This window comes from Acinetobacter sp. 'aerobic (ED)', from assembly GCF_904886855.1.
Classification (GTDB): domain Bacteria; phylum Pseudomonadota; class Gammaproteobacteria; order Pseudomonadales; family Moraxellaceae; genus Acinetobacter; species Acinetobacter courvalinii.
The window spans coordinates 86,361-99,909 of sequence record NZ_CAJHGI010000004.1 but is presented as its reverse complement, the minus strand read 5'-3'; the positions used below and the strand labels follow the sequence as shown (position 1 = coordinate 99,909).

Annotated in this window: 15 protein-coding genes and 4 tRNA genes; 13 read left to right on the top strand and 6 right to left on the bottom strand. The window is 40.6% G+C overall.

Translation table 11 applies throughout. The annotated features are described in order from the left end of the window. Positions 1-24 precede the first annotated feature (24 nt). Positions 25-384, top strand: a complete 360-nt coding sequence (locus JO943_RS09330) for a hypothetical protein (RefSeq protein ID WP_005231428.1) — start codon at positions 25-27, stop codon at positions 382-384. A 79-nt stretch (positions 385-463) separates the two neighbouring features. On the opposite strand, the gene JO943_RS09325 is transcribed toward JO943_RS09330, so the two are convergent. Then, positions 464-910 carry a GatB/YqeY domain-containing protein gene (locus JO943_RS09325; protein ID WP_004652784.1) on the bottom strand — a complete coding sequence of 149 codons (447 nt, stop codon included), beginning with the start codon at positions 908-910 and terminating at the stop codon, positions 464-466. Between the two features lie 27 nt (positions 911-937). Next, entirely contained in the window at positions 938-1,153 is a 216-nt protein-coding gene (gene rpsU / locus JO943_RS09320; RefSeq protein WP_004652785.1) for a 30S ribosomal protein S21, read from the bottom strand. Between the two features lie 144 nt (positions 1,154-1,297). Between rpsU and tsaD the strand changes: the two genes are divergently transcribed. The 5 genes from tsaD (at position 1,298) to JO943_RS09295 (ending at position 4,499) form a co-directional block, all read left to right on the top strand. After that, positions 1,298-2,305, top strand: a complete 1,008-nt coding sequence (gene tsaD, locus JO943_RS09315) for a tRNA (adenosine(37)-N6)-threonylcarbamoyltransferase complex transferase subunit TsaD (protein WP_202740623.1) — start codon at positions 1,298-1,300, stop codon at positions 2,303-2,305. A 1-nt stretch (position 2,306) separates the two neighbouring features. Next, positions 2,307-2,759 carry an AAA family ATPase gene (locus JO943_RS09310; RefSeq protein WP_005231426.1) on the top strand — a complete coding sequence of 151 codons (453 nt, stop codon included), beginning with the start codon at positions 2,307-2,309 and terminating at the stop codon, positions 2,757-2,759. Next, positions 2,759-3,514, top strand: a complete 756-nt coding sequence (locus tag JO943_RS09305) for a tRNA(His) guanylyltransferase Thg1 family protein (RefSeq protein ID WP_009514896.1) — start codon at positions 2,759-2,761, stop codon at positions 3,512-3,514. The genes JO943_RS09310 and JO943_RS09305 overlap by 1 nt, the downstream gene beginning before the upstream one ends. 41 nt (positions 3,515-3,555) lie before the next feature. Beyond that, the gene (locus JO943_RS09300; RefSeq protein WP_032874172.1) at positions 3,556-4,059 is read left to right on the top strand and encodes a hypothetical protein; all 504 of its coding nucleotides are present in this window, start codon (positions 3,556-3,558) and stop codon (positions 4,057-4,059) included. Between the two features lie 116 nt (positions 4,060-4,175). Next, positions 4,176-4,499: a hypothetical protein gene (locus tag JO943_RS09295; RefSeq protein ID WP_202740622.1), complete on the top strand. Its 324-nt coding sequence runs from the start codon at positions 4,176-4,178 to the stop codon at positions 4,497-4,499. A gap of 8 nt (positions 4,500-4,507) precedes the next feature. Here the strand turns inward: JO943_RS09295 and JO943_RS09290 are convergent, their stop codons facing one another. From JO943_RS09290 to JO943_RS09275, 4 genes are all read right to left on the bottom strand, one after another. After that, a complete protein-coding gene (locus JO943_RS09290; protein ID WP_202740621.1) occupies positions 4,508-5,431 on the bottom strand; it encodes a DMT family transporter in 924 nt (307 codons plus the stop codon). Beyond that, complete coding sequence (locus JO943_RS09285; RefSeq protein ID WP_009514874.1) at positions 5,428-6,006, bottom strand: TetR/AcrR family transcriptional regulator; 579 nt, start codon at positions 6,004-6,006, stop codon at positions 5,428-5,430. Before JO943_RS09285 ends, JO943_RS09290 begins: the two co-directional genes overlap by 4 nt. Positions 6,007-6,190: 184 nt before the next feature. Then, positions 6,191-7,288, bottom strand: coding sequence for a DUF6670 family protein (locus JO943_RS09280; protein ID WP_202740620.1), 1,098 nt, complete (start codon positions 7,286-7,288; stop codon positions 6,191-6,193). A 117-nt stretch (positions 7,289-7,405) separates the two neighbouring features. Further along, positions 7,406-8,281 (bottom strand): ATP-binding protein, encoded by an 876-nt coding sequence (locus tag JO943_RS09275; RefSeq protein WP_032874167.1) that lies wholly within the window; start codon positions 8,279-8,281, stop codon positions 7,406-7,408. Between the two features lie 174 nt (positions 8,282-8,455). Between JO943_RS09275 and JO943_RS09270 the strand changes: the two genes are divergently transcribed. From JO943_RS09270 to JO943_RS09240, 7 genes are all read left to right on the top strand, one after another. Then, positions 8,456-9,964: a DUF3336 domain-containing protein gene (locus JO943_RS09270; RefSeq protein ID WP_199948654.1), complete on the top strand. Its 1,509-nt coding sequence runs from the start codon at positions 8,456-8,458 to the stop codon at positions 9,962-9,964. Beyond that, positions 9,939-10,757, top strand: coding sequence for a protein kinase domain-containing protein (locus JO943_RS09265; RefSeq protein WP_202740619.1), 819 nt, complete (start codon positions 9,939-9,941; stop codon positions 10,755-10,757). The genes JO943_RS09270 and JO943_RS09265 overlap by 26 nt, the downstream gene beginning before the upstream one ends. A gap of 106 nt (positions 10,758-10,863) precedes the next feature. Then, positions 10,864-10,948, top strand: a tRNA-Leu gene (locus JO943_RS09260). Positions 10,949-11,016: 68 nt separating this feature from the next. Further along, positions 11,017-11,090: transfer RNA gene (locus JO943_RS09255), tRNA-Trp, on the top strand. 149 nt (positions 11,091-11,239) lie between these two features. Beyond that, positions 11,240-11,324, top strand: a tRNA-Leu gene (locus tag JO943_RS09250). A 69-nt stretch (positions 11,325-11,393) separates the two neighbouring features. Then, positions 11,394-11,467, top strand: a tRNA-Trp gene (locus tag JO943_RS09245). Between the two features lie 646 nt (positions 11,468-12,113). Continuing rightward, the gene (locus JO943_RS09240) at positions 12,114-13,520 is read left to right on the top strand and encodes a coniferyl aldehyde dehydrogenase (RefSeq protein WP_202740618.1); all 1,407 of its coding nucleotides are present in this window, start codon (positions 12,114-12,116) and stop codon (positions 13,518-13,520) included. Positions 13,521-13,549: the final 29 nt, after the last annotated feature.

Sequence of the window (13,549 nt, the reverse complement as noted above, 5' to 3'; positions counted from 1 at the left end):
AATAGCTGAGCATTTAGAACATTTATGAAAAAGATTTTAGTTTTAATTTGTGCATTAAGTGCAGTGGGGATGAGTTCAGCAGCTTCTGTTGAGCAATATGTAAATGCAGTCGATAAAATTCGTAGTAGCTATGCACAGGATATCCGTAGTTTTTTACGCAGCTTGAATCCCCAAACCTCACAATTTACGCCTGAGCAGCAGGCTAAATATTGCCAGATAAATCAGCGTTATATTCAGGATATGTCGGATGCGATCGAACAAAATCGCTCATCATTACCGGCACAATATGCCAGTATGACCAGACAGGATCTCATCAAGCAGGTTGCAGAATCGAAAGAGATGCAAATGCTCGCGAAATATCATGTTCAGTGTGATTTTAAATAAAACAGCGGCTTTGGGTTCATTGTTGCAATGAATCCAATTTTTGAATTAAATAAATTATATAAAGGGGGGATTAAGCAGATTAGCTTAATTTTGCTTTAATTTTAGCAGATACTTGTGCAGGATCGGCACGCCCGGCTATGATCGGACGTAGAGAATTCATCACCTTACCCATATCTTTCATGCTAGTAGCTTCTTGAGCAGCAATCGTTTGCTCAATGATAGAATCAAGCTCTTCCTCAGTCATAGCTTCTGGTAGAAATTGAGAAATAACCTCAACTTCGGCTTGTTCTTTACTAGCTAAATCATCACGACCAGCGCCTTGAAAGGCTTTGATCGATTCTTTACGTTGTTTAATTTGCTTTTCAATGACCGCAAGAACCTGAGCATCGTCAAGCTCTATGCGCTCATCGACTTCGATTTGCTTAATTGCTGCCTGTACACCACGAATCACCGTTACTGTTGCCATATCTTTGGCACGCATTGAGTTTTTTAACACGTCAGTAATCTGGTTTTTTAAAGTATTCATAGTCTTCAGCAGTCAATCACAAATTAATTAGTAAAGGCGAGTAGTACGTACAGATTCGCGAGTCAATTTCTTTTGATAACGCTTAACTGCAGCAGCTTTTTTACGCTTACGTTCTTGAGTTGGTTTCTCATAGAATTCGCGCTTACGAACGTCAGCTAAAACACCCGCTTTTTCGCATGAACGTTTGAAACGACGGATAGCTACGTCTACTGGTTCGCCTTCTTTCAACTTAACTTGTGGCATGTAAAATCCTCTAAGATAATGGATAAGATCTAACGCACTATGCACTAGATCGCAAGTGAAGGTCAGTATTTTACTCATTTACAACTCAGATCACAAGTCTATAATAGCTCGGATATTATTTTTGATCGTTGTAAAGGCAGTTTAATGATTGTTTTGGGCTTGGAAACTTCGTGTGATGAAACTGGGTTAGCACTCTATGATAGCGAGCTCGGCTTACGTGGACAGGTTCTCTATAGCCAGATCAAACTGCATGCTGAATATGGCGGTGTGGTGCCTGAACTGGCTTCACGTGATCATGTTCGTAAAATGATTCCCTTGATGAATCAACTGCTTGAGCAAAGTGGTGTCACCAAGCAAGAGATTGATGCAGTGGCTTATACCCGTGGCCCAGGTCTGATGGGCGCGCTTATGACGGGTGCGTTATTTGGTCGTACCTTAGCCTTTGCGCTGAATAAGCCTGCGATTGGTGTACACCATATGGAAGGTCATATGCTGGCACCATTACTTTCGGAAACTCCACCGGAATTTCCGTTTGTGGCTTTACTGGTTTCTGGCGGGCATACCCAATTAATGGCGGCTTATGGCATTGGTCAGTATGAATTACTCGGTGAATCAATTGACGATGCTGCGGGTGAAGCCTTTGATAAAGTCGCGAAAATGATGAAGCTACCTTATCCGGGCGGACCGAATATTGCGAAACTGGCGTTACAGGGCGATGCACAAGCTTTTGAATTCCCGCGCCCAATCTTGCATCAAGGTCTGGATTTTTCTTTTAGTGGTCTTAAAACAGCAGTTTCGGTACAACTGAAAAAGCTGGGTGAAGAAAATCGGGATGCTGATGTTGCGGCCTCTTTTCAAGAAGCGGTAGTCGATACACTGGTTAAAAAATCTGTGAAAGCTTTAAAACAAACGGGTTTAAAGCGTTTGGTGATTGCGGGCGGGGTGAGTGCGAATGTTCGTTTGCGTGAGCAATTAGAGACGTCACTGAAAAAGATAAAGGCTCAAGTCTATTATGCCGAGCCTGCGTTGTGTACCGATAACGGTGCCATGATTGCCTTTGCCGGATACCAGCGATTAAAGGCAGGACAGCAGGATGGTTTGGCGGTAACCACCACACCGCGCTGGCCAATGACCGAGTTAAAACCGACCTAAAATGGAACTTATCATTTTTGTGGGTGGGCAAGCTTCAGGTAAATCAACATTCTTTAAGCAATATTTCTCTGACACGCATATTCGTCTCAATCTTGATATGTTGAAAACAAGACATCGTGAGAAAATATTGTTTCAGGCCTGTTTGGACGCAAAACAGAAGGTTGTTGTTGATAATACTAATCCGAGTAAACTAGATCGAAAGATATATGTTCACGATGCAAAAAATGCTCACTTTAAGGTGATCGCTTACTATTTTGATAGTGGTCTGGATGATGCTCTTTTACGGAATGAACAACGTCAAGGTAAGGCGAAAATTCCTAGAGTTGGTGTGATTTCTACGTTTAAAAAGTTAGAAGTCCCTGAGCTTAATGAAGGCTTTGATGAAATTTACAGTGTTTCAATTGATCAAGAAAATGATTTTAATGTGAGCTTGCTGTATCAAAGAGAACAATAATGAGATTTGAAGATTTAGATACCAGACTAAGAAAATATGAGACGGCTTACGATTTTTGTATTCCGCCCGAAAATTATATTGTCGTAAGGTTGGATGGTCGTGGGTTTACACGGTTAACTAAAGAGATCTGGCAATTTGAAGCGCCATTTGATGTACATTTTAGAGATTTAATGGTAGAAACCACAACCCATTTATTACAATGTGGTTTTAATATCGTTTATGGTTATACCCAGAGCGATGAAATTTCTCTTTTATTCCATTACCGTGATGAAAGTTTTAATCGTAAGGAACGCAAAATTCTTTCTATTTTAGCAGGGGAAGCCAGTGCAAAGTTCTCTGTTATGCATGGTCAAATGGCTACTTTTGATGCTCGAGTTTGTGTTTTACCCAATTCGCAATTAGTCGATGACTACTTCCGTTGGAGACAAGAGGATGCTCATCGAAATGCATTAAATGCACATTGTTATTGGATGTTAAGAAAATCAGGCCATGCAGTCGGTGCGGCAACGGAACAAGTTAAGGGATTAAATCGTCAAGAAAAGCATGATTTACTCTTTTCACAGCAGATTAATTTTAATGAACTCCCTGCATGGCAAAAACGTGGTACAGGTGTTTATTGGAAAGATGTTGAAAAAACGGGTCTGAATCCGAAAACTGGTGAAACTACACAAACGACAAGAAGGCAGTTAGTTGCTGATTTTGATTTGCCTTTAAATGAATTCTATAGTGAATTTATACGTCAAAATTTTTTTTGAAAATATTTTTATGAACAAATCGTTCATAATGGAGTTGTAAGTTGAAAATTTCTTATATTTTTACATGTGGCCGATTAGAATCTTTATTTAAGATTCTATGCCTCACTCAAAAAGATGAGGACAAGGTTGCATCAAAAGAAAAAATCGTTGAACAATATCGGAAAGATATCGCGTTAGGTCGACCATTTGAAGAAACTGAACTTTATCAATTAATTGAACAAAGTGAAGAAAAAATTATCATTAATCGCTTAAGTAATATTCTGCGCGAGAAACCGACTCAGCAGAAGAGCAACTTTGATGCGGATGAATATAAGACAGGTGCATGGTCTGAGTTTAATGATTATAAGCTGGCAGTTCGTTTCTCTAATGCGAAAACCGAGTTAAGTGAAAAGCACTTTGCGAAAACTGGCGAATACATGACCAGTCGTGGTATCGCAAAATTGACGGGTTTTAATCCAAGTAACATTAAGAATATGTTGCATCATAAAAGAAGTGTGGTCAGAAAAATGCTAACCACTTTAGAGAAGTTAGCAAGAGAGTATTAATCTTTCAGTTGGATGGTCGATGCAAAATTTTTTTTTGCATCGATACTGCTCAATATTTTTAATGATCAAATAATTTCAATATTTTTTAATAATATATAAATAAAAAGGAATCGATCATGTGGGTGATTAAAGCAGCCAATGGCTGTGCATGGTTAAGTATCATTATAGTTGCCGCAGCAGCAATTTTTTCAATTTATGTTCTCAGTATCCCATGTACAACTGATCGTATCTGTGAAATGCCACCCATTCATTTATTCTTTTTCCTGATGCTGATCGTCTCGATCGTTTGTAATGTAATCGGCATGATATTGTCGGCGATTGCAATGGGGGATGAACCTCCCATTAAAGAATCAGCAAAAGCAGCATTGTTCTTTAATGGGAAAATCATTGCATTTAACTTGGTTGGTACGATGTTCCTATTCGTGATTTTAATAGTGTAGAAAATGATTTAGCTCGTTTGTTTCGAACGATCAGCTTTAGACAACACTGCCAGACATACAAAAATCAACACCATACCCAGCCAGCCAATAGGTGCCAGTTGCTCTCCAACTAATAACACTGCAAATAATGCTGCAACCAGTGGTTCAAATAGGGTTAGTGTGGTGGCGGTACTGGCTGAAATGGTTTTTAGCGCATAACCAAATAATAGGTAGCCGAGAAACATCGGGATCAGCATCATATAACCCACCACATAAAGATTTACCGGTTCATCAAACAGGTTGGTGCCGGTAAAAAATAGGGTCGGTAATAGAATTAAGGCCCCAAAACCGAAAATCAGGCCCATAGAGGCTTTGGAGTCGACGCCGCGATCAATCATCTTTTTTGCAGCCCAGGAATATAGAGAATAGGTCAGGGCAGCGACCAGTCCGAGAATAATACCAATGCTTTTCTGGTCTGTCTCAATGGTATGTATTGATCCTTGAGAATGAGATTCGCCAATGGATAATAGTAAAACGCCGGCGACACCAAAAACGAAACTGATAAACCATTTGCCAGAAAGTGCTTTTTTATCAAAAAACTTTTCCAGTAATGCGGTAAATAAAGGGGCTGAACCGATTGAAACCACGGTGCCAATGGTAATCCCCGCCATACGCATCGATGAATAGAACGCTAATGGGTAAATCGCGACCGAGACCATACCGATCAATAATAATGGATAGTAAGCGCGAATATGGGGTAAGTGGTTGCGAATATCTTTATGGGCGAGTAAGGCTTGTAACAGCCCACCACCACCCATGGCAATTGCGCCGATGGCCAAAGGACTTAAATTCGGTGCATAGGACGCAGCTGTCCCTGTGGTTCCCCATAAAATAGAGGCCACTAACACTGCAATAAAGCCATAATGAGCTTTTATATTGATTGAGCTATTCAATTTGTGATCTCTTGTTCTAATAAACGTTGAGCCATGTGTTTGGCTGCAAATACCTTGTCGCTGGAACTTTCCAAACCTGCGCGGGCAATCGATCCTTCAAGGAGAAAAGAAAGTAGTAATGCCAGTTCTTTGACTCGCTCAGCATCGTGGATTAATTGATTTAAATGGCCGGCTAAAATTGCTTCAATTTCGTCTTTATGGTTTTTGACAGCTAATCGCTCAGGGCTATAAGCTGGAAATTCTGCTGCCGCATTCAATAAGCCACAGCCACGAAAACCGTTTTCATAGGCAAATTCTGCATGATCCTGATAGGCATCAAATACCGCCAGAATTCCATCTAGAGGTGTTTTAATCTGGACTTTTCGTTTTTCATATAAGTCGAGCCATTCCTGATGACGTGCTTCGATATAGCAGGTGATCAGATCTGACTTGGTAGCAAAGTTATTATACAAAGACATTTTCGCCACGTTGGCTTTCTCTGTAATGCTATTGATACCTGTATTACTGATGCCATCGTTATAGAACAGGGTAGATGCTGCATCCAGGATTTTTTGTTTTGCTGATTTCGAACTCATTGTAAAATTTACTTATGTATACCGACCTACCTAATATTAAGTAAAAATTACTTTATTCGCAAGTATGAATCCTTAAACAGACAGCAATTTTTTCAGCGATGAAGCGGCGAGAGAAATCAGAGAGTAGATAAGCCTTTTAATATTTTCAAAGGCTTATCGCTATATTCACTGCTAAATAGAAGGTTTATTGAAATGCTTTCTGGTCTTCGACATCTACATATTCGATATAACCACGGCCCTGAACTGGCTGACCTAGATATTCACCTGTATAAGTGTAGGCGCTGGCATAACCCACACCGTGTCCATAACGGAATGGACTGTCAATTTCCGCAATGATCTCAAGTACCTTTTGACCGGCATTATCTTTGACAGACCAGCTAAATTGTTGTGGCAGACGCATGTTCTTGCCGCTTGGCGAAACATGACGATCAGATTGATAGCGGGTGACCTTGAACTCAACATCTGTATAGACTTTAGCCGGCTTATCGGTATGGCGAACATGCAATGTATAGGCTGCGGGCTGACCCAAAATATCGGCTTTGGTCAGCAGTAATTGCGTGGTCTCGGTTAAGTTAATAATCTGATAAGTAAAGAAATCCAACGGTAATTTATAGGGTTCAGGCAGGAGTTTTTTCACCACGCCATGTGCACCTGTTGCCCGGGCATATTCATAAGTACATAAGCCCTCAGCAGGTGTTTTTTTGCCCTTATACTCAAGTTGGCCTTTAAAGTGAGCCAGTAAACTAAAATGATCGTAAATTGGGGTTTTGATAAACCATGAAATTTGATCGCTGACATCCAGATCAAATTCAAAGCTAAGGCCATGATAAGCCCCTTTGAGCTGAATATTCGGTAATGTGCCTTGAATTGAAACCTCTTCGCCCAATTCAATCAAGGTACCATCTTCCTGAATGTTGGCAGTTTCGGGCATGATATAGGCTTTTAACAGATGTTCATCAACAGCAGCCGTACTGGAAAAGAAGGTTGAGCTTTCTCGTGGATTGCCCAAGGTAATATCATCATGGTCAAAAGCCAGTGCACCAGGCGTACCAAGCAAGATCATAATATTTAAATAACGATGGGGTTCAGGCAATAAAGGAAAGAAAATTCCATAATGTGTCCAGGTATAAAATTTTTCTTCTGTTCTTGGACGAATGATTTCAGGTGTAGAGAACGGAATCGTTGAATATTCTACGGCTTTGTCTAAGGTGCCTTGAGCGAGTAATAAGCTTTTGCCCAAAATTTTGCTGGTCAGGGAAGTTGGTGGCAATTGTTTCTTCATCTTGTTTCCTAAACTCAATCCATGCTGTGCAAGCTAGAGTAGGAGAAACAATTGCCCATGCTAAGCGGAAATAAGGACAAAACCAAAGCTTTAGAGGACAACTCACTATTTAACTTTTTAGGTAATTTTTTCTAAATTTTGTGAACCAATCCAATGTTTTGAGAACTGATATGCGGCACGGCCCGAGCGTTGGCCACGGGCCTGACACCATTTCAAGCTTTCACCGCGTACTAGCTCGCTATATTCTAGATTGGCTTTCACGATATAGTGTTCAACGATTTCTAAATAAAGCTGCTGATCCATAGGATAGAAGGATAGCCACAAGCCAAACCGATCCGAAAGTGAGATTTTTTCTTCAATGGCTTCCTGTGGATGCAGTTCCGTATATTGCGGCACATCGACTTTGCGTACCGGGGTATTCTCATGCATAAATTCAGGCAATAAATGACGGCGGTTACTGGTGGCGTAAATAATAAAATTGCTTGAGCCAGATTGCAGGGAACCATCCAGAACGCTTTTTAGACTGCGATAGTTTTCATCTTCGGCGTTAAAAGCCAGATCATCACAATAGACTATAAATTTCTCAGGTCGCCCTTCAATTAGCTTTTGAATTTTAGGCAAGTCTGACAGATCATCACGTTCAATTTCAATTAAACGTAAACCTTGCGCTGCATATTCGGTAAGCAGGGCACGTACAATCGACGATTTCCCCGTGCCTCGAGAGCCAGTGAGCAATACATCATTGGCCGGCAAGCCATTCAGGAATTGTAAGGTATTCTGGATAATCTTCTCTTTCTGGCGTTCAATCCCTTTTAAATCTTCCAGATACATCTGCTTGGGCTGTTGTATTGCGACCAATTGCTGATTTTCCCATCGAAACGCAATCGCAGAGAAATCAGTCGGCTGTCTTAGTGCAGGAAGAACTTGCTGCAGTTGTGTTAAGACATTCGATAAAGACTGGAGAATAGATTCGGGTAAATCAAGGATCGCCATAAATACAAACCAAACTTAATGATGAATAGTGATACTAACATTGCTATTTCTGAAAGAAAGAAGATCTCATCAGAAATATCGAAATAAATCGATTTTACCCTTGATTGTTACAGCAGCTTTTTGCATTGTATAGGTGCAAGAATTCAAAAAATATGCTGAAAAACAGGATCGCGAATGTTCAATAGAGTTCAGGAAAAAAAGAATACATATCAGTCGCATAGGGTTGATGTGTTGCAAGAACACTTACGGCACGCAAACTCCTATGATGAATGGAAGGAAATTGCACTAAAACTGGACGAGGAATCGGGTCATGAAGTATGGAAATATGACAATGAGTCGCCTTATTTTGATGCAGAAATTTTATCCAAGCGTTATAACCTATTAAAAAAGTATCGCACTCAGCATCGGACACTTGATCTGATTTATGTATTAAGAGAAGGCTTGTCTTATGACTTTGCCAATATTGGTCATCCAATGTTATTTGCGCAAACCTATATCGGAACAAAAAAGATTATTGAAAATTATGTCGAGGAAATGAGTGACTGTTTTCGTTATCTTGCCTCTAGTGAATGTATTACCTTTCAGTTAAAGGAAAAAATCCAGTTTTTTGAAGAATGCCAGAAAGCCTATGGACAGCCAGCCCTGATGTTTTCTGGTGGGGCTACCTTGGGACTGTTTCATACCGGTGTCTGTAAGGCCTTGCTCGAGCAGGATTTAATGCCGCGGGTATTGTCCGGCTCTAGTGCGGGGGCCATCATGACCGGCATGTTAGGCGTCTCTACCTCGGATCAGGTGCCTGACTTGCTCAAAGGAGAGCATTTTTTTAGTGATGCATTCAAGTTCAGGAAAATAAGTGAACTGGTCAAGGGACGTGGCGGTTTCGCCGATGTCATGTATTTAAAACAGTTCCTGATGCAAAACTTGGGCGACGTCACCTTTGCTGAAGCTTATCAGCAGTCCAACCGTCATATTAATATTGTGATTGCACCCTATAACACGGCGCAAAGCCCGCGGATCATGAATGCCTTAACAGCGCCGAATGTGTTGGTATGGAGTGCAGTACTGGCTTCTTGTGCTGTCCCGGTGTTATTTCCACCTGTGCATTTGACCAGTAAACGTTATGACGGGCAGCATACTCCATATCTGGCCAACACCAAATGGGTAGATGGCAGCATGCGCAGCGATTTCCCGCAGGAAAAAATGGCACGGCTGTATAATATTAATTACACCATCGCCAGTCAGGTCAATCCGCACATTGTGCCGTTTATGCAAAGTGATTCTGAACGGTTCCGTAGAGATGTCTTGAGCTGGCCTGAACGGATTGTGCGCCGTCAAGGCAAAGCAATTGCACTGGAAGTGATGGATCTGACACGTAATTATGTGGGAAGCTTTTTCCCGATCCGCCGTGCGCTGGATCACGGCTACGGTATTCTGGGACAACGTTATTATGGTGATGTGAATATCATTGCCAAATACGGTTTACGGCACTATAGCTATATGCTGAAAAATCCACGGCCAAAACTGTTCAAAATCTTGCAGCGAGAAGGTGAGCGGGCAACCTGGCCTAAAGTTTCTGCCATTGAAACTCATGCGCGGATTGGTAAAACCATTGAGCATTGTTTAACATCATTGCGAAAGCAGGAAGAAAAGCAGCAGAATGAGTTTTACTACGTGGATCTGTGATCCCAAGAGTCAACTTGAAAACTTAACTTTAGTGACCAAAACCCAAAGCTATGCCTTTGGGCGTCGTTTATATACTTTTGAAATTAACCAGCAGCAATACTGGCTGAAATTCCACCGTTCAAATACCCATACCGGTTTAAAACAGGCTTTATTAGACGAGCTGGAATTTTACCAGCAGCACGCCGGGCAACACTTTTTGTTACCGCATCAGATCGTTCAGCTTAACCCGTTCACACCCCTATTGGATTGCGATGGTGATGAAATAGGCTTGATCACGCTTGCTGCACAAGATTTTTTTACACCTATGCAGGATTTGAGCAATATTGAAGAGCTACGGCAAAAGTTGCTGAAGGCCTTAGATGCATTAAATGAGTTGCATCAATCGGGCTGGATTCATGGTGATTTAAAGGCAGAACATTTTCGCTTATATGATAATGGTTGCAGGCTAATCGACTTTGAACAGACCGTTAGGATAGGGCAGTCCATCACGACGCTGGATGCAACACCGCATTATATGGCACCAGAATTGTTTCAGGGCGCAGGCAAGAGCGTGCAAAGCGATTTATATGCCCTCGGTATTATTGTTTATGAATGGTTGACCCAAAGCAGATTACACGCCAAAAGCTATCATGATTGGGCAATATTGCATTGTCAGCAACTCCAGATTGAGCTTCCCGAGCACTTACAGTGTTTTTCCCCCGTGTTAAAAGGGTTGCTGGAGAAACATGTTCAACATCGATTTGATTCTGTTGACGCGATAAAAACTCGCCTCAATACGCTAAATTTGCTTTAAAAGTAAACATAACACCTTGATTTGAATATTATATGTTCATTTGAGTGGTTTTTTTAAAAGAAAGACTTGTCATGAACAACGTTTCTCTCTAATATGCATACCCATCGGGGGCGTGGCGAAATTGGTAGACGCACTGGATTTAGGTTCCAGCGCCGCAAGGTGTAAGAGTTCGAGTCTCTTCGCCCCCACCAAATTTAAAAAGCAAGGTTACCTTGCTTTTTTTATGGTTGAGTCTTTTAGGCTTTAATCATGCGGTTATAGAGGATTGGTGTAATGGTAGCATGACGGTCTCCAAAACCGTTCGTCAAGGTTCGAGTCCTTGATCCTCTGCCAAATCTGAAAAGGACTTTTTATAAAGTCCTTTTTTTATGTCTGTTATTTTCTCAGTTGTACATTAAAAAAGCATTAGGTTTCATAGACATGTTTTTTTTATAAAAAGGGCTTGTCATGAGCAAAGTTTCTCTCTAATATACACACCCATCGGGGGCGTGGCGAAATTGGTAGACGCACTGGATTTAGGTTCCAGCGCCGCAAGGTGTAAGAGTTCGAGTCTCTTCGCCCCCACCAAATTTAAAAGAGCAAGGCCATCTTGCTTTTTTTATGGTTAAGCCTGTTAGGCAATAACCATGCCGTTATAGAGGATTGGTGTAATGGTAGCATGACGGTCTCCAAAACCGTTCGTCAAGGTTCGAGTCCTTGATCCTCTGCCAAATAAATAAAAAAGCCCTTGTGAAAACAAGGGCTTTTTTATTGTATCTAATTTCTCAAAAATTAATTCATAAAAAATTATCGGATGATTCAAGCCATTCTATGTATTGATTTTAGAGAAGAAATTTTCAACCTATTGGGATAATTTGTTTACCTTTTTAATCCTATTTTCTCGGGCAGCATTAATTTTTTGATTTGAATTCTATAACTGCTGTTCTACTTTGGACATCAAAAAAAAATTCTGTAGATTCGGTCAAAGGCCTAAAATAGTGATTAATGTTAATTCTTTCATAAAATATTTATTTAGAATAAAAAATAGAGAGTTAAAAAAAATATTTCTTAAAATAAGCGTTAAAAATAATTTACTTTATTGTCATTTTGGCTAATGGCAAAGATTAACACCTTACGGCTTTTTGCGCTTTATGATTGAAAATTATTTTGTCAGCCGTTCTAAATACAGGCTTTTTAAAGCGCCAAGAATTTTGGGCTATCTTGTGGGGTTTTCCGAAAAGAGACAGAATAGATTTGCTCAAGTAACTCTTTTTGTTGTTGGAATAGTCAAGTAATTTTCATGTTCAACTCATCAAATCGAGTGTTGCTGGCTTAAACATCATGGTAATAGATCGAATCAAGTGGAGTGGGTAAATTATGAAACAAGAACAACTTTTCACTGCTTTAAATCATATGCGACAAGCACATATTAAAGGAGGTCCTGCATCACTGGAATTACGATTAGATCGTTTAGCCCGCACCAAACAGCTTTTACTTGATTCTCGCCATGAATTGCTTGAAGCCATCAGTAATGATTTTGGTCATCGTAATAATTATCAGAGTTTAATGGCAGATGTTTTGTCTTCAGTAGCGGCGATAGATAAGGCCAGTGCATCTCTTCAAGAATGGATGAAAAGTGAAACAGTTTCAGCCCCAGTTCAAGGCATGAAAACTGAAATACAATATCAGCCCTTAGGTGTGGTTGGAATTATCAGTCCCTGGAATTTTCCTTTAAATCTTGCTTTTAGCCCTTTAGCGAGTGTTTTTGCTGCAGGTAACAGGGCAATGCTGAAGCCATCTGAATTAACGCCACGTACTAGCGAGTTATTGGCTCAACTGGTGCCTCAATATTTTTCTGATACCGAGCTGTATGTCGTAACCGGAGATGCCGATGTAGGACAGGCATTTAGCCGCCTTGCATTTGATCATCTGGTTTTTACAGGAAGTACCAATGTTGGGCGTCATATTATGCGTGCTGCAGCTGAGAATTTGGTCCCTGTTACTTTGGAGTTAGGCGGAAAATCTCCTGTAGTAATCTATAAAGATGCTGATATACAAACTGCAGCAGAGCGTATTCTGACGATTAAAACGTTTAACTCTGGTCAAATTTGCCTATCTCCAGATTATTTAATGTTGCCTGAGGCTGCTGAGTCTGCTTTTATCGAATATGCCCAACGGTTTATTGGACAAATTTTTCCAAGTTTTCATGATAATGATGATTATACTTCTATTGTGAGTGACCGGCATTTTGAACGACTCTTGGCTTTAATTGAGGATGCTAAAGCAAAAGGAGCGACGATTGTTCCTTTAAAGCAACGTACTGATGAAGCTATAAGTGATGCTCAGACCCGAAAAATTGTTCCTGTCCTCATTTTAAATGCTACAGATGAAATGCTGGTTATGCAGGAAGAAATCTTTGGGCCATTGTTGCCGATTAAAACCTATCGTGATTTTGAAGATGTCATGATTTATATTAATGAACAACCTAGACCTCTGGCTGCCTATTATTTCGGAGAAGATCCGGCGGCGCAGGAATACTTTGCAGCACATACTGTTTCTGGGGGATTGGTGATCAATGATGTGATGACTCACGTTATTGTGGATGATTTGCCATTTGGTGGTGTGGGAGCTTCCGGTATGGGAGCGTATCACGGTATTCATGGTTTTAGACGTTTTAGTCATGCGAAAGCTGTTGTGGTGCAAAATACACAAGGTGAATCTAACTTGCGTCTACGTGCTCCTTATGAGGAAAAGCTAAAAGCAACAGAAGCTTTGTTACCTTAATATAAAAAAGCCCTTGTGAAAACAAGGGC